Origin of the sequence: Pseudoalteromonas sp. Bsw20308 (assembly GCF_000310105.2) — a bacterium.
GTDB lineage: Bacteria > Pseudomonadota > Gammaproteobacteria > Enterobacterales > Alteromonadaceae > Pseudoalteromonas > Pseudoalteromonas fuliginea.
Window position 1 is genome coordinate 750,297 of sequence record NZ_CP013139.1, and the last position, 17,662, is coordinate 767,958.

A 17,662-nucleotide genomic window follows, 5' to 3' on the forward strand; every position below is an offset into this window, starting at 1 on the left:
AGCGCCTGTTTGGTATTTATGCTACGTTATCGCCTATTAATGGGGAGTAACCACACTACATAAGCTCCGCCTTGCCTAAAAACCAAACATACTGCTGCAAATTCACCAACCAAAGTTCAACACGGCCTTGCCAAATTATTTTGGATCACTATTTAACTACCTGAGTGAATTTACAGATCAGAGTTTAACTAACCTTTCATAAAACGGCATATTTGGGGTGATTTTGCTGTAAAAAGCGTTTACGGCAACTTTAAAAGGCGGGTAAGTGACTGATTTTTGCTTTAATAGGCAAACTAAACGAATTTATAAACCGATTTTTTACTAACTTCTTTGTGCTATAAAACAAAATTTTACTAACTGAAAGGCTATAAACAGTGACTCAAATCGATTTTTTACCAACTCAAGTTACAAAAAATGTTATAAACCGAAATTTTACTAACTGAAGTTTTAGCTAAGTCCGATATTTGACTGTCACAGAAGTGTAAAGGGGGTTTACAGTTTGAATACTATAGTGGTAAATATAAAAGCCACTTATTTGAAGTGGCTTTTATTTGAGCTATAAATTTATTATTTAGTGTGTTTATCAAACCACCATTGAATATAAGCAACTTTTGTCATTAAGTTTGATGGCCGAGCTGTAATGCCATGTGAAGCATTAGGAATTCGCACCATTGCAGTATCAACACCTTGTAATTTTAATGCCTGATAAAACTGCTCAGTTTCTGAAATTGGTGTACGGTAGTCAGATTCACCAGTGAGCAACATAGTAGGAGTTTTAACGTTTCCAACATAGCTAATAGGCGAGCGTTTCATGTAGTGCTCAATGTGATCCCATGGTTTACCTGGGAACCAATAATCAGCAAAAAACGGGTAAAAATCTGCTGTTAGTACAAAACTGATCCAATTGATAACAGGCTTAGCAACTACAGCTGCAGCAAAGCGATCTGTATGACCCACAATCCATGCAGTTAATACACCGCCACCAGAGCCACCGGTTACAAACAATTTAGACTCGTCAATAAAGCCTTTCGCTATTAGCGCATCAACACCTGTCATTAAATCATCAAAATCGTTACTTGGGTAATTATGATGAATAGTTTGTGCAAACTCTTTACCATAGGAATCACTACCACGTGGGTTCATGTATAAAACGACATTGCCTTTGGCTGCAAACAGTTGAATTTCAGCGCTAAAGTGCGGGCCATAATTAGCGACAGGGCCGCCGTGAATTTCTAGTATTAGCGGGTATTTTTTGCTGCTATCAAATTCTGGCGGGTAGGCAATCCACCCCTGAATAGGAAGTTCATCGTGGCTTGATTTAACCCAAATTTCTTCCACTTTAGCCAAAGCTTTGTCGCCCAATGCATCTGCATTAAGGGTAGTTAAACGCTGGGCTTTACTGCGTTTAATTGTTGCTATATCAGCAGGGCGCTGGGTATCTGCAAGGGTAAAGGCTACCTCACCATTTTCACTTACATCAAAGTCGCCACCAGAATAAGGGCGTCCAAAGGCAACGCTGCCAATTTGAGTTGTTATTATCTTACGCTTGCCACTGCGTGGTTGATAGGCGAGGGCGGTTTGGCCTTTATCGGCGTAACTAAAGTACACACCTTTTGAATTGGCACTCCATTTTATTTGCCCAACACTTCGATCAAAATTTGGCGTTAAACTAGTTGTGTTACCTGTTTTTAAATCACGAATATAAAGTTGAGCATTTTCGTAATTAGTGCGTATATCGTCATAACCTGTGTACGCTAAGTAACGGCCATCGGGCGATACTTTAGGTTGTTCATCAGGGCCATCTCGGTTAGTAATTTCGGTTATAGTTTGCGAGGCCAAATCAAGTTTATAAATTTCATTATTTGTGAATTTTAGCTGGTTGTTTTTATGCCTGTTCGCAGAAAAATAAAGTGATTTACCATCGTTACTAAAGCTTACATCGCCGGCGTTATCAAACTCATCATGAGTAAGTCGCTTGGCATTACCACCGTTAGCATCTATGGAAAATAATTGGCTAAAACCTTTTTGTGTGTAACCGCCACCATCTGAACGGTAATAAACATCATCAATAAATTTAGCGGGTTCTGCCCACGTTGCCCCTTTTGGTTTACCGGGCAGGTTTACGGGGGCTGAAGTTGCACTTGGTACAAACATGCTAAATATTAATTGGCTAGAATCAGGGCTCCATGTAATTGCACGAGGGCTATTAGTTAGATTACTAATTTTTGCCATAGCACCTGTTTTAAGCCATTTTATATATATTTGGCTGCTGCCATCACGTGTTGATATAAACGCAAGGCGTTGACCATCAGGAGAGAGTACTGGCGAATAATCCATATGCACGCCAGAGGTTAATGGTTGCATTTGTTTAGTTTTGTAATCAACAGACCAAATATTACCCACTTTGCGATCTGTTTTTATATCCATACGATTACGCACAAAGTAAACGGTTTTACCGTCTTCGGTTATATCTATCTGATTCGCATATTCAAGGTCGAATACGTTTTCAAGTTGTAGCATTTGCTCTGTTTGACTCGTAAAACCTGAAAAACTGACTGTTGCCAAAAGCGCAAAAGGGGCAATAAACTTCATTTTTATTCCTTGTTATTAAACAGTATCGCATCTGTTATAAGGCAATAATGATTGAAAATAAACTCGATTGCGATGAATGCACATTACTTAGATAATGACTTATTTGAGTAATATGCATTTCAAGTGGTTAAGCTAAAGCAACTGCTTGCTGAGCCTGTTCTTGCAACTCTGCCTGTAATGAGTGTGCTATTTCTGCTGACCTTACTGAAAGTATTGAGAGTAAGGTGTCGCTTAAACCATGGGATGATTCTGAACGTCCTTGCAAAAATAACGATGGAAGAAAACGTTCGTCCGTTTTAACTTGATAATTTCGATCAATATCAATGTTTCCTAAATAGGCTTTAATAGGTTCTAACATAGGCGCCATTTTAGGTCGTTGATACCCTGTTGCTAAAATTACTAAATCGTAATTATTCGTAGCATGCTGATTTGATTTTCTATCAAGTATAGACAGCGTTATTTTTCCATTTTTTTCAGATGCTTCAGTAACTTCACTGTTAGGGCAATATGTATGTTGCTCCATCATGGCAACTTTTTGTTGATAAAAAATATTATATATTTGCTCAATCATCGATGAGTCAACAGCTGAATAATTAGCGTATTTATATTCTTTTAATAGCTCTTCTCTTTCTTGCTGCGTTTTACTGAATATAGAGTCTGTTGATGATGGGTTAAAAATTTCATTCACATAGGGACTTGAATCTGCTGGCTTCATCGAATTACCACGCATAATTAAATCAACTTTTGCGTGTGGATAATTATCATCAATATCAATAAAAGCTTCCGCAGCACTTTGCCCACCCCCGATTATAGCAATGCGTAAATCTTTTGTTTTTACTGGAATAAGTTTAGCCATTTTTGATAGGTAGTGAGTATGATGAAATACAAGCGGGGTTTGTTTTAGCGGTTGAAAAACTTCCGGTATTAAAGGGGTTCCGCCAGTGCCCATAACAAGTGATTTAGTAAAACGGATCTTACTTGTACCACCTGTATCTGCTGTTGTCACTTTGAGTAATTTTACTTTTTGATTATCCATAACCGGCTCAATAGAGGTAACCTCTTCGCCGTATTGACATTGAGAAGAAAAATGACCCGCAACCCAGCGAAGGTAGTCATTAAATTCTAACCTGCTTGGGTAGAAAGTACTTAAATTTATGAAGTCCACTAAACGATTATGTGAATGTAAATAATTTAAGAAAGAGTAAGGGCTGGTTGGATTTCTCAATGTAACAAGATCTTTCAAAAATGAGACTTGTAGCCCACTTTGGTTAGTAATAGTATCACCATGCCATTGATATTCTCGCTGTTTATCAATAAATAAGGCATTTAGTGTGGTGGAATTGCTCTTAATTTCTTCTAAGGCAATCGCCAAAGCTATATTTGATGGGCCAAATCCGACACCAATGATATCGTATGTAGGTATTAGTGGCTGTGCCATGCTTAAACTCCTCGTTTAAAACAACTTTTATCTGCTACATAAATTTACTTTTGTTTATAAAAATGTGTAGCAGTGGGTATTAGCTGAATAAGGATTCATTAAGTATCCTTATTTAATGAATTACGTTAATTTAGCTTTTTTTTTCAACAACCCAAGGTGAAATGCTTGCTAGTTTTTCACTGGTTTCGGTGAGTTCTCTTTCTGGTGTTGAATCAAGTACAATTCCGGCTCCAGCCTGTAACCAGTGCTGATCGCCTTTACTCATAACACTGCGTAAAACTAATGCTGCGTCAATAACGCCTGTGTGATCTAGTTTTAAAATTGCGCCTGCATAAAGCCCTCTGCTACTGCCTTCGTGTCGTCGTATTTCTGAAAAAGCAGCCAGCTTTTGAATACCAGACGCTGTAACAGCAGGGAATAGGCTTTCGAATGCATGCCAAGCGTTATATTCTGTTTTTAGAGTGCCACAGACTCTCGAAGCTAAATGTTGCACAGAACCTCGCTTTTTTTGAACCATGAACTGTGGTACATGTACAGATTCTGGTTCACAAACTTCATTCATTTCGTCAACTGAAAGTCTCACAGATATTGCGTGTTCGTGGGTTTCTTTTGGATCTCTTAGTAACTCATCAAATATTTTTTGATCTGTTTCTGGATTACCTTCTAATCGTCGAGTACCCGCTAACGGCTCTGTTGTAACTTTACGGTTTTCATCAACTGAAAGTACAATTTCAGGACTAAACCCAGTGATTTTCCAACCAGCTAAATTCATTGTAAATGAACGAGCCGGTGTGTTCATCGAACGCCCTTGAAGCCAAGTCGCAGTGTAATCGGGCGAAAAATGTAGGGGAACCTTACGCGAGAGTATGACTTTTTCTAGTAAACCATTTTTAATATTGGCGACAGACTTTTTGACTGCATTTTTATAATTAATATTGTCTGGTATTTCGACATTTTTGTAAGGAACGTGTGCTCGTACAACTGCATTTTCTAGTATTAAGCGTACTTGCTGCTCAAGTTCACTGGATTTAGATTTAATGAGTGTTGGTTTTTTCCCTAGGGATACCGTTATTTTTGGCTCACAAATAAATAATAACGCTTCTTGACCTGCTTTTTCTTCTTCGGTTAATAGTTCTGGTGATTTCAGGGCATACGCGAATTCAAAACTAGACCATCCGCATGCTTGCCACTCACCATCCCAAGTATTTAATTCTTGCTGTAGGACTTGGCAGAGGTTTTCGCTGTTAACTTGGCGCTGAGTTTTTCCTGCAGAGGTATTAGATTCAATGTGAGTTGCAAATACGGTTATAGATCGAACAATACCCCCTGCAAACCAACATTCACCGTTATCTTCGTAAATTAAATATTCTTTAAATATACCACTGTCGGCTAGAGCGGCTGCTCGTGCGAAGATTAAATTTTGCTCATCGCTTTGGGTTGTGCCTTCATTGGAAAAATTAGTTTTCATAATATTTTATGCTCCTTTTCAAAATACATTTTGCATACACACGGGATTAATTTTCAATCAATGTGTTGCAATAATAACTACAGTAAATAATAATGCAAATTATTATTGTTTATATTTTAGGGTCTGTTTTATGGATAATGCACTTAGGCTAAAGCTTGCGAGAAAATTGGCGGCAACTCGAAAAATAACCATGCCGAATAATAATGTGGACTCTTTATCGACATTAAATCAAAGCTTTACAGTTTCAAAAGCAAAAAATGAGACCAGTTATGTACTTTCTAATGCGCAAGAAAGGATGTGGTTACTTAATCAACTAGACCCACTTTCGTCTGCTTACAATGTTTGTGTCTTGTGGCAATTTAAGGGTTGTTTAGATGCGCGTGTTTTACAGCAAAGTTGTTTTGAACTAGTGAACAGGCACAGTATTTTTCGAACTTCCTATTATGCAGACCCTATTGTTGGTGCTCGACAAAAAGTGCTTGATGAATTTCCTTTGCAGTGGTGTGAATATGATTTACAAGATTTAGATCAGCAGACGCGAGAAGTACGTCTTAAAGAAATAGCACAACATGCAAGTACAGAACCTTTCGATCTTGCAACTAAGAGTACACTTCGACTTGCTCTCGTAAAAATGACCGACAGCCATCACACTTTAGTTATGGTAGGGCAGCATATTGTTTGGGACGGGGCGTCATTTGGTATTTTTTCTAATGAATTATCAACATACTATAGGCTAATTAAGAGCGGCGAATCTAAACAACGGGCTCCTTTACCCATCCAGTATTTAGATTTTGCTCAATGGCATCGTGAAAAATGGCAACAAGATTCCGAGCAAAGCAAAGAGCAGGTTGCGTTCTGGCAAAAGCAGCTTACACCGCTACCTGAGCCTATTGATTTTCCAACTGACTTTCCTCGGGGAGTGAAGCAAAATGAAAATGGTGGCTGGCACAGTGATAATCTTGATCAAGCAACAACACAAACCCTACTTACGTTAGCACGAAAAGAACAAGTTACAACTTTTGAAGCCATTATTGCGGTGATTGCTTTATTAATGACTCGGCTTTCTAGGGCCTCAGAAGTGACGATAGGGACAGTGGCTTCGCATCGTAATTTACCTGAGCTAAGTGACCTGATAGGTAATTTTGGGAATGTTATTCCACTGCGGATTAAGGTTGATAATAAACTTTGTTTTCGTGAACTGATCCGTGATTGTGCGACACAATGTCGTGCTGCTTTTTCACATGCAGATTTACCCTTTGAATTATTACTTGAAAAATTACAAATAAAACGAGGGGAATCGCAAAACCCATTATTAGACACTATGGTGACTTTCTTAAGCCATGGGATGTCTCCACCCATAATAGATGGCTTAGATGTACATTGGGAAAAGTATTTTAATGGTACAACGCAAACAGATCTCTCTTTTGACGCATTATTAAAAGATAACTGCCTTCAGTTTCAAGCCACTTGGCGTGCTTCATTATATCGACCAAAAACCATACCAAATCATTTGAAACGGTTGCTACAGTTACTTAAACATTGTGTCCAAGAACCAGATATAGCACTAGCTAACATTACCACTGTATTACCCGATGAAAATCAATTAATAAAATGGGGTCAACGCGATGCTTTTGTAAGCCCAATAACAACGCTCGTTGCTTGGTTTGAGAATACCGTGAGTAAATACCCAAATCGAACTGCCGTTGAGTTAGTTGGCAGTGAAACGATAAAGAGTGTTTTGCAACAACAAAACGTGCTGCATGACCTCAGTTTTTTAACGCTCAATGCAAGAGCAAATAGAGTCGCAAGGTGGCTAGTATCGCAAGGGATTGGGCCAGAAGATCGGGTTGCCATAATAATGCCTCGCCAGTTGGAATGGTTCGTTGTGATGCTTGGTACACTCAAGGCAGGTGCCGCTATTGTACCTATAGATCCAAATTATCCAGAGGATTACATTAACCGAGTACTTACATTGGCGGCGCCAAATATAGTAATTAATAATGGTGATGCACATTCATTTGAATCAGCTAAAGCGGCTGAATTACAAACTAAAACAGTCAGTTTGTTAGTTATTGAGAATGAAGCATTAAGTATAAAAAATAGTGATCTTAATCTTACAAACGAAGAGAGATGCCGGCCATTGCGCCCATCTCATCCAGCCTGTATTACGTTTACATCAGGCTCAACAGGGCAGCCAAAAGGTGTTGTTGTAAAACATGCTTCTCTGGTTAACCTTATTGCTAGTCATAAACACGATCTCTATAGCGAAGCTTCTGCGCTTGTAGAACATAATCAGCTAAAAGTTGGCCATGCTTGGTCTTTGGCTTTTGATGCCTCATGGCAACCTACACTGTGGATGTTTGAAGGCCATAAAGTCTATTTATTTGATGCAAATACGATGCAAGACGCGGTCACTCTTGCCAAAGAGATAATGCTTAAAAAAATGGATTTTATTGAGTTAACTCCCAGTATGCTAGATGAAGTATTACCGTGGTTACAGTCAGGACTTACAGATACAAATGGGCAATTTATTGAACCTCACACACCTGCAATATTGGGTTTTGGTGGTGAATCGGTAAAACAAGAGCTTTGGCAACGTATAAAGAGCCTTCCTGGTACGTTGGGCTTTAATTTATATGGCCCGACAGAGGCAACAGTGGATGCGATGATTGCTAAAACCAATGCCGCTGAAAAGCCGGTAATAGGTGGGCCGGTTGCAGGAGGGCAAGTTTATGTTTTAGATAGTTGCTTGCAATTAGCGCCTTTAGGGGTGCCTGGTGAGCTTGCAATTGCTGGTGCTGGATTAGCAAGGGGATACCTTGATCGTAGTGATTTAACAGCAAGCAAGTTTATTGCTAATCCTTTTGCTGAACAAGGTGAAAGACTTTATCTAACTGGTGATAGAGTAAAATGGACAACTCAAGGAAATATTGAATACATTGGCCGTATAGACGAGCAAGTGAAAATTAGAGGTTTTCGTGTTGAGCCGCTCGAAGTTGAGTCAACCATTGAGCTGTTAATTAAATGTCCTTGCGCTGTCATTGCCAGAGCAGTTACTCAAAGTGCGATGGAGTTAATTTGTTATATTGAAAATGAAATGGAGCAACTAAGCGATAATCAAGAGGCTAATTTAAACTTAATAGCTCGCTTTCGCTATGTATGTGAGCAAGCTCTACCCCCTCACTTAGTCCCCAAGTATTTTGTAATTAATAAAAAACTACCTAAGTTACCTAATGGAAAAATTAATCGTAAAGCGCTGTCGATACCTGATGATTTAGGTGTTATTGCCAAAAGAGCCCCTCGCAATGAACTGGAGAAAAAGCTATGTAATTTAGTGTGTGACGTTTTAGGGATTGAGACAATAGGCATTGACGATGGATTTTTTGCAGTGGGTGGCGATAGTATTTCAGTTGTAAAATTAGTCAGTCGCGCTCGTCGAGAAGGGATCCACCTTACTCCTCGCCAAGTATTTAATGCAAAATGCATTGCGAATTTGGTTAAAGAATTACACGAAGTTGATCCCCTCGGAGACAGTCAAAATAGTAAAACGGTTAGCCACGATAGTAATGATAAAGGTCAGCTTACTTCAACTTTATTAATGCAGCGCTACCTTAATGCAGCGACACCGCTTGATCGATTTGCACAACTAGCAAGTGTAGTAGTGCCTGAAAGTATGACGGCTGGTGAACTAAAAGAGCTTGTGTATGCTTTACTTAATCGCCATGGGTTGTTGCGAGCTCAATTGGTGCAATCGGGTACGGGAGAGTTATCCCTAAATGTTCCAGTTGAAAATACCCAAACTATTTATTGTGAGCAAACTTATCAACAGTGTGATGATAATAAATATAGAGTGTATTCTGAAAATGCTGATTTACCCACTTTAGAAAACTCAGGTGTATTATCAGCAGCTGAGTTGGCAAAACAACTATGCAGTAATTTAAGTCCTAAAAACGGTGTTATGGTTGCCGTATTGTTAGTTAAAGAAAATGAAAATAATAACCAAAGGGCTTGGTTTGCCATAAACCATTTAGTCATAGATGCCTCATCATGGCATATTTTGGCTGAAGACCTTGCGATTGTCCGAAATCAGCAAGTGAGTAATGAAAAACTTGAATTACCTCCTGTACCAACATCATGGCGTAGTTGGTCCAATCATATAAATAAATTAAGCCAGCAGTATATACCTGCGCCAAATTCAACCAATTTGGGAACGTTGGTAAGTGCTCACACATTAACTTGGAGCTTGGAACCTTATAATAAAACATGTCCGGCATTAACTGTCGCTCGTAGGTTAGGGCTTCCACTGGCTAGTTTATTACCTGCTATAAGTTGCTTAGCTGCTATTACATCAAAATTAAAACCAGCGCTAGATAATCGCTGCCCTACCTTGGTACTAGAGCGGCATGGTCGAGAAGTACAGGAACCAACACAAGATTTAAGCAGGACCATTGGCTGGTTTGCCCGTGAAGTTTATGTGGCTCTCAATAGTGATGTTTTAAAGACTAAATCGGACGAAATGTCGAGCCAGTTGATAGAAACAGTGTTGCGTAAATGGTGTGGTCAAATTATTCAGCAAGACTCTCCTTTTGTATCATCAAGTGGTGTCGCGCCTGCTCAACAAGGTGTAAATGGATGGTTAGTCGGTTTTAATTTTCTTGGTGATTTAAATTTATCCTCCAATTCAGATTTATGGTCAGTAACTCCGCTTCTTGAGCAGCTTACTGAAGCTTGCTCCGATCACTGGCCGTTACTAAATTCTTTAGATTTAACAGCCTATTACAGCCAACAAAAAGGGATAAAAACACTTCACTTTAATGCGATAGCACCTAGTAGCGAATTGCACCATAGTGATCTACTACGATTTAAAGCTGAGTTAAATAAGCTTTTTCATCAACTACACGACTGTTTTATTGAAGAACAACAACAGCTACAAGCGCAAGGTCTTGTTGATAGTAATAATTTGACAATTAAGCCAGCTACGCCACTACAAGTTGAAATGCTTCGCCACTGTCATGGACTAGCAGATCCATGGACAACACAAATGGAAATAGCTCTTTCTAATCAACACACCCCAGAAATATCTGAAAGTGCTTTAAAAGCAGGGGCCGCCGATCTTCTGCGCCGTCATGACGCGCTAAGATCAGGCTTTTTTGTAAAAACATTTTCTACCTTTACTGCCGATATACTCGAGCCTGTATGGGAAACTTTAGATTTACGTGGTGAACCAAGTGAGCAATATGAAGCACTGTTAGCGCAGCATCGCACAGCATGGTACCAATATCGCTTTGAATTTGATGCTCCGCCACTCATGCGATTTTTATCTATACGTATAAGTGATAGTCAGTGGCTAATTTTGATTCATTGTCATCACTTACTGCTTGATGGTTGGTCAGCCCCTCGAATTTTGCAAGAGTGGCTTGGAGGAATGAGTGCTGAAGCCACTTTAGCTTATCCAAATTTACATTGGGGTCAATATCTTGATTGGTTACAAAAACAAGATCCGACAATACCTTGTCAATATTGGAATAAAGCGCTGAATGGTTTCAAAGCCCCTTCATTATTATGCCCGACAAGACAACAACGATTTCCTTCACAAGAATTATCTAGTGTGCTTTGTGCTGCTGTAAATGCAGACATTAAAGCATTAGCTGCAAAGATTAATGTATCTACGGCCATGCTATTTCAATTGGCATGGGCTAAAACAGTGGGTAATGCACTTAATCAGGACGATGTCGTATTTGGTTTATTTGATTCTGGTCGTGCAGCGTCGTTAGCAGGTATTGAAACGCTTGTTGGATTGGTTACTCAGTTAGTACCAATACGTATTAAGACCGATCCTTTGAGTAGTCCAATTGCGTTGTTGCAGCAGTTGCAAACTGAGCAATTTGAATGGCAAGCGTTAGCTCCGGTTAGGTTGGATAATTTGGAGGCGACTCATCGTTTTGGTGAATTTTTTGATACTTTATTAGTTATTGAAAATGCCCTTGATGCGGATACACAAACCGCAGAGCCAATTAAACAAGTCGATTCATCTCAAGGGCTTACATTACCAGTTGCATTGGCAGGATTGAAGGATGTTAAGTGGCAAGATTCGGTTGGCCAAGCCGCTGCTTTATTTATCTACCCTGGTGCAACAACCAAGATCCGTTTGAGCTTTGACCCGCATGCAGTGGGTAAAAAACGTAGCGCTCAGCTATTAACTGATTTTGAGTTCTATTTGCAAGAAGTTGTCGATAGTTGTAACAAATTCAGTCATGAAGCCGCAAATTCTGCGCAACTTAATAACAGCGAATTAAACCCCCTATCAACAGTCTCTTTGGAGTTAAATCATGAGTGAAAATATTTTCGATGATGAATCAATGGCATTTGTAGTTCTTATCAATCATGAAAAACAGTATTCGTTATGGCCTGAAGTATTAACTATTCCTTCTGGTTGGGAGCAGGTTTTTGGCCCTCAAACACGTGATACTTGTTTGAGTTGGCTAAGTGATAATTGGACAGATTTACGTCCTAAATCACTCATAGAGATGGATGGGAATTAATATGGAGCAGATTAACAAAGGGATGCCAGCAGGTACAGCATGCCTGTATCAATCCTTTGCTGAACAAGCCGTTATGCACCCTAATCGCATCGCCGTTAGTGATGAACATAGCTCCTTGACATATAAAGCACTTAAACAAAAAGCTGATTTGGCATCACATCGACTTTATGCAAGTGGTGTTCGTACAGGAAACTGCGTGGCTTTAATACTGCCTAGAAACTGTGAGCAAATTATTCACGTGTTAGCAATATTGCAACTTGGAGCGTGCTATGTGCCGATTGATCCCGACTACCCCAAAGAAAGGATCGATTGGATAATTGCTTGTAGTCAGCCTAGCGCAATTGTTACTCAGCGAGAGTTGAGCAAGACGCTTTGGGGTAACGATTCACTTACTAAAGCTATGAGTCATTTGTTGTTTGTCGAGGACCAATTTAACTTTATTCCAGATGAGCACGAGAAACCTGTTTACAGAGCCGCAGGTGCTTTCGCTTATATTATTTTTACTTCAGGGTCGACGGGAAACCCTAAGGGAGTTGTTGTAGGGCATCAGCAAGTTCTGGCCTTAATTAATGCGGCAATGCCTTTATTAGATGCAACACATACTGATGTTTGGGCTTTGTTTCATTCACTGGCTTTTGATTTTTCAGTGTGGGAAGTGTGGGGAGCTTTGACCACAGGAGCCAAGCTAACGATTATTCCAAAAAGTGTAATTTGGTCACCAGACGCCTTAGTGCAATATTTGAGAGCAGAAAAGGTCACTATTCTTAATCAAACGCCTTCAGCATTTTATGCCTTAATTGACGCAGAAAGTAAGGCTCTAAAAATGAGTGAGCAACCACTATGCTTGCGCAAAGTGGTCTTTGGTGGTGAAGCACTTAATTTGGATAAAGTAAAAAAATGGTGGCAGCTTTACCCTTGCGAAACATTGCAATTGATAAACATGTACGGGATCACAGAGACAACGGTGCACGTAACATGGCTAACACTAAGTGATTCACTTTGTGGCACTGAAAATAGTCCAATAGGTGAAGGGCTATCTAGTTTGGAGGTGCTTTTACTTGATAAAAATTTAGAAAAAGTGGCTGATGGTGAAATTGGTGAAATTTATGTAGCAGGAGATCAAGTGGCATTCGGTTACATCAATCGCCCTGATCTAACCGCGATGCGATTTGTTGCCAGTCCTTTTCACACTGGGAAGCGGATGTATCGTTCGGGTGACTTAGCGAAGCAAATTGATGGTCAACTCTTTTATTTTGGTCGCGCAGACAGGCAATTGAAAGTAAGGGGATTTCGTATTGAGCCGAGTGAAATAGAAGTTGTTTTAGAATCTCATGCAAAGATACAAAGAGCAGCCGTGATAGCAAAACCATGCCTCGACAGTGGTTTATCAGATGGCTTAATTGCTATTTTAATCGCGACAGAGGAATCATTTACCGCACAACCAATAGCAACATTGAGAAATTATCTATCTCAGCATCTCCCTGTTCACTATTTACCTTCAGACTTTCTATTTGTTAAAAAATTCCCGCTAACAGTAAATGGAAAACTGGATGAAAAAGCGTTACTTATGCAGTGGCAAGCAAATCAAAAAAGTACTTCTTCTTTGCATCAACAGCGGCTAGAGCTGCTGCGTTTGAAGCAACAAGACATCCTCGCCAAGTCAACAACATGATTTGGTAAAGACAAACATTAAGAATGGAAACTACCCAAATGAATAAAAATAGTAATTCAGCCTCGCTATTAGAAGATGTACTTGCTGTCGTTAGTAATACGTTAAATTTACAGCCTGGCGCTGTCTCAGCAGAATGTAACCTAATTGAAGCAGGACTTGATTCGATCACATTAATGAACTTAGTGTCAACTTGGCGAGCGGCTGGTTATGATATTAACTTTGCAGATTTAGCTAAAAAACCATTCGTGGGGGCATGGGTTGAGTATCTTAGGATATCGGCTGCCAGCCTCGCTGATAATACACAAGACACTATATTTGGGGTCCCAAAAATAAGAATCGGGAAACTTCCTCATGCGCCTTTTTCACTTGCGCCTATGCAGTATGCCTATTGGTTAGGACGTGATGTTAATCAACCGCTTGGGGGTGTATCAGCGCATCTGTATTGTGAATTTGAGTTGTCGGCAATCAATGATAAGTCACAGCCATTAGATTTAGCCCGTTTGACGCTAGCAATAGAGAAACTTGTTCAACGTCATAGCTCGTTGCGTTTACAAGTATGTTCCAGCGGACAGCAAATACATAATCCAAGTAATAATACAGTGCATGTCATTTTTAATGATTTACGAGATAAACCTACTGATGTTGCGCAGCAGTTATTAGAGCAGTATCGCTCGACCTATTCATCACAAATGTTAGATATTGAGTCAGGAGAAGTATTTGCGGTCGCTTTAAGCTTATTAGAAAATGGTAACAGTCGCCTGCATTTAGACATTGATATGATAGCTGCAGACGCCGTTAGTTATCGCACGCTACTGCGTGATCTTGCACTGTTATACGATGATCCTGATGTAGAACTTGCTGATTTAGCAATGAGTTATAAAGATTGCCGAATGGCCATTGAGCATAATTGGGAGTCAATAAAAGAAAGCTCAGGAATGTGGTGGCAAACACAGCTAGCTTCTTTACCCAATGGCCCATTACTACCTTTAAAAGCAGCTTTATCGCAGCATCCTATTACAACACGACGCCATTTTAATATTGATCCGCAGCGTAAAGCACAATTATATGCGCAATGTCGTCAGTATGGATTAACCCCATCAGTGGTGTTAGCAACCGTGCTGGCAGAAACTCTGGCTGGATGGAGCAAAGATCCGCGTTTTATTCTCAATGTTCCTTTATTTCAACGTCCACTCGCAGGCCCTAATATTAAAGAGGTGGTAGGCGACTTTAGTAGTTCAATACTTCTCGATGTTGATACTGGCCCGACTGCAACTTTTGTGACACGAGCGCGTGATGTTCAATCTAGTATGCACGAGGGAGCAGCGCGCGCAGACTACGGTGGAGTTCATGTTTTAAGAGATTTAGGGCGTGCACGTGGGCAGCAAGTAACAGCGCCTGTTGTATTTACAAGCGCATTAAATTTAGGTGAGTTATTTGATGCAAATGTGCGCCGAGTATTTGGGGATCCTATTTGGATTATTTCTCAAGGGCCACAGGTATTACTTGATGCGCAAGTAACTGAACTTGATGGTGGTATTTTAATTAACTGGGATTGTCGAGAGGATGCTTTTGTTGATGGTGTGCTCGATGCAATGTTTAATTTTTTCAGTAATACCGTGGTGAACCTCGTCACTGAGCCGGATTATTGGGATACGCATATTGGTGATACGTTACCCAAAAATAGAGCCGTTGCTGAGGTCCAAGAGCCAGTAATTACTAAAAATTTGGAACATGATGAAACCTCGTTAAGTATGCCAATAGTTCGTGTGGTAGCTTCTATTTGGCATGAAGTGATCGGGGGGGATGGTAGTAATATTCATCAAAACTTATTTGCTGCGGGTGGGGATTCTGTTTTAGCAAGTTCGTTAATCGCGCAAATTAGGGAAATCTTCGGATCCAATTCGATAGACATGAAAAGCTTATTTAGTTCACCTTCTATTGCAGGCATTGCCGCTTCAATTACTGACTCGAGCGATGCTGAAGAAGTATTACAAATTGCTCAAGTGTATTGTGAAATCTTAGATTTAGATGATGACGCACTCAGTGCTGAATTGGAAATGGAGGGGTCACTGTGACTGAGTTTGTGCCTACCGAAGCCGGGTTATATGCTTGGCCAGAAGAAATAAGCAGAAAGTACAAAGAGCAGGGGGTGTGGAAAAATGAAAACTTTGCAAATTGGTTAACTGCAAAACTTAAGCAATATGCTGATGTTATCTTGCTCAGCGGCCCCGACCTTCAATCTGGTGAATGGCAACAGATGACAGGCCAAGAAATAAGCGCTGTCGTGAATAATATAGTAGAGCATTGCCACAGTATTGGTCTTGGACGAGGTGATAAAGTGGTGATGCAAATGGGTAATAATAATGCATTTGTATTAACCTTTTTCGCTTTACTCCAACTTGGCGTTATTCCTGTCATGGCGTTACCTGGACATGGACAACGTGAAATTTTGCATTTTGTGAAATTAACACAAGCACGTGCTTGGTTTGTTAGTGAACAATCGATTAGCTTTGATTGTCATGCATTTGCCAATGAGCTACTTAATACAGTCCCAACACTTAAACATGTTGTTGTGGATGGCCTAGATTTAAAACCGCATTCGTCAATATTATCTTTACTAGGGTTTACTAAAGCAACTGAAGCTCAAATGACAGCACTTGAGTTTCCTGGTCTCGCAGCGGAACCTGCTGAAATGGCTTTATTATTATGCTCAGGCGGTACAACAGGAATACCGAAGTTAATTCCAAGAACACATAGAGATTACCTCTACAATATAAAAGCCAGTGCTAAGCTGTGTGAATTGAGTTCACAAGACCGCTATCTTGTAGCATTACCAGCGGCGCATAATTTTCCATTAGCTTGCCCAGGTATTTTAGGTGCGATTGAAGTGGGAGCTGGTGTCGTTATGTGTCCAGTGCCGAGTCCTGAAATTGCATTTGAGTATATTGAAAAAGCAGGGGTTACGGTGACAGCGTTAGTGCCGACTTTAGTGAAAACTTGGCTTAATTATGCTGCATTAGTAACACCTCCAGCGGCATGTCTTGATTTATTACAAGTTGGCGGTGCTAAACTTGATGAAGCTACAGCTCGCAGAATCGGTAATGAACTTAATTGTAATTTACAACAAGTGTTTGGCATGGCTGAAGGACTTCTTAATTTCACTCGTAATTCAGATCCTAGTGTTTTAAAACTCAAGACTCAAGGACGTCCATTATCTGATTTGGATGAAGTTAGGGTGGTGGACGAACAAGGCCAGGATGTTGCAAAGGGAAAGTGTGGCGAGCTGTTGACCAGAGGTCCATATACAATCCGTGGTTATTATAAAGACGAGCAGGCCAATCAAAAATCATTTACTACTGAAGGTTATTACCGTACTGGGGATCAGGTAAGGCGGCTAAGCAGTGGTCACCTTATTGTTGAAGGCCGAATCCAAGAGGTTCTTCGCCGAGGTGGAGAGACTATTTCTGTTGAAACATTAGAAGCTCATTTAGCTTGTCATCATGGCATAAAAGATGTTGCTGTTGTGGGACTACCTTGCGAACAACTCGGTGAGCGAACATGCGCAGTTATTGTTTCGCAAGACCCAAATTCGCCTAACTTAGCACTCAAAGACGTAAGGCAATACTTAGCGGCACAAGGTGTTGCACGCTATATGTTGCCAGATACAGTGGCGTACGTTGAACATATCCCATTAACCGTTATAGGTAAAATTGCTCGTAAAAAATTATCTGCACAAATTCACCTTGAGCTTAATAAGCAACATCAAGCAATACAAACAGTGTGAATTAAATTAATGATGCGCAATCACCACCAGAGGATGTACCGCAATGGCTGGCTGCTGAATATAAGCAAGCTAATGATGTTGATTGTGGCTAATAGTGGATTGGTAGTGCGTTTAAAGTATTAGTTATTACTGGGAGTTTGTTGTTTAACTTGTTGATGAAACAAAC

At 40.1% G+C, this 17,662-nt stretch carries 8 protein-coding genes; 5 read left to right on the forward strand and 3 right to left on the reverse strand.

Annotated features, from left to right (window positions below; genetic code table 11):
• Positions 1-567: 567 nt before the first annotated feature.
• From D172_RS20545 to D172_RS20555, 3 genes are all read right to left on the reverse strand, one after another.
• A complete protein-coding gene (locus tag D172_RS20545; RefSeq protein WP_237113713.1) occupies positions 568-2,520 on the reverse strand; it encodes a S9 family peptidase in 1,953 nt (650 codons plus the stop codon).
• Positions 2,521-2,719: 199 nt separating this feature from the next.
• Positions 2,720-4,030, reverse strand: a complete 1,311-nt coding sequence (locus D172_RS20550; protein ID WP_007376671.1) for a lysine N(6)-hydroxylase/L-ornithine N(5)-oxygenase family protein — start codon at positions 4,028-4,030, stop codon at positions 2,720-2,722.
• A gap of 130 nt (positions 4,031-4,160) precedes the next feature.
• The gene (locus D172_RS20555) at positions 4,161-5,498 is read right to left on the reverse strand and encodes a salicylate synthase (protein ID WP_007376670.1); all 1,338 of its coding nucleotides are present in this window, start codon (positions 5,496-5,498) and stop codon (positions 4,161-4,163) included.
• A 130-nt stretch (positions 5,499-5,628) separates the two neighbouring features.
• Between D172_RS20555 and D172_RS20560 the strand changes: the two genes are divergently transcribed.
• Genes D172_RS20560 through D172_RS20580 form a run of 5 tightly spaced genes read left to right on the forward strand, consistent with a single transcriptional unit; the run spans position 5,629 to position 17,496 of the window.
• A complete protein-coding gene (locus D172_RS20560) occupies positions 5,629-11,835 on the forward strand; it encodes a non-ribosomal peptide synthetase (RefSeq protein ID WP_007376669.1) in 6,207 nt (2,068 codons plus the stop codon).
• Positions 11,828-12,040: an MbtH family protein gene (locus tag D172_RS20565; RefSeq protein WP_007376668.1), complete on the forward strand. Its 213-nt coding sequence runs from the start codon at positions 11,828-11,830 to the stop codon at positions 12,038-12,040. The genes D172_RS20560 and D172_RS20565 overlap by 8 nt, the downstream gene beginning before the upstream one ends.
• A 1-nt stretch (position 12,041) precedes the next feature.
• On the forward strand, positions 12,042-13,712 hold the full coding sequence (locus D172_RS20570) for an amino acid adenylation domain-containing protein (RefSeq protein WP_007376667.1): 1,671 nt from the start codon (positions 12,042-12,044) through the stop codon (positions 13,710-13,712).
• A gap of 38 nt (positions 13,713-13,750) precedes the next feature.
• Entirely contained in the window at positions 13,751-15,787 is a 2,037-nt protein-coding gene (locus D172_RS20575) for a condensation domain-containing protein (RefSeq protein WP_007376666.1), read from the forward strand.
• Positions 15,784-17,496, forward strand: a complete 1,713-nt coding sequence (locus D172_RS20580) for a (2,3-dihydroxybenzoyl)adenylate synthase (RefSeq protein WP_007376665.1) — start codon at positions 15,784-15,786, stop codon at positions 17,494-17,496. Before D172_RS20575 ends, D172_RS20580 begins: the two co-directional genes overlap by 4 nt.
• Positions 17,497-17,662: the final 166 nt, after the last annotated feature.

Bases quoted from the DNA above. Each gene is read 5' to 3' on its own strand.
- D172_RS20545 (WP_237113713.1), bottom strand. From the start codon at position 2,520: ATGCTACAACTTGAAAACGTATTCGACCTTGAATATGCGAATCAGATA.
- D172_RS20575 (WP_007376666.1), top strand. From the start codon at position 13,751: ATGAATAAAAATAGTAATTCAGCCTCGCTATTAGAAGATGTACTTGCT.
- D172_RS20570 (WP_007376667.1), top strand. From the start codon at position 12,042: ATGGAGCAGATTAACAAAGGGATGCCAGCAGGTACAGCATGCCTGTAT.
- D172_RS20565 (WP_007376668.1), top strand. From the start codon at position 11,828: ATGAGTGAAAATATTTTCGATGATGAATCAATGGCATTTGTAGTTCTT.
- D172_RS20555 (WP_007376670.1), bottom strand. From the start codon at position 5,498: ATGAAAACTAATTTTTCCAATGAAGGCACAACCCAAAGCGATGAGCAA.
- D172_RS20550 (WP_007376671.1), bottom strand. From the start codon at position 4,030: ATGGCACAGCCACTAATACCTACATACGATATCATTGGTGTCGGATTT.
- D172_RS20560 (WP_007376669.1), top strand. From the start codon at position 5,629: ATGGATAATGCACTTAGGCTAAAGCTTGCGAGAAAATTGGCGGCAACT.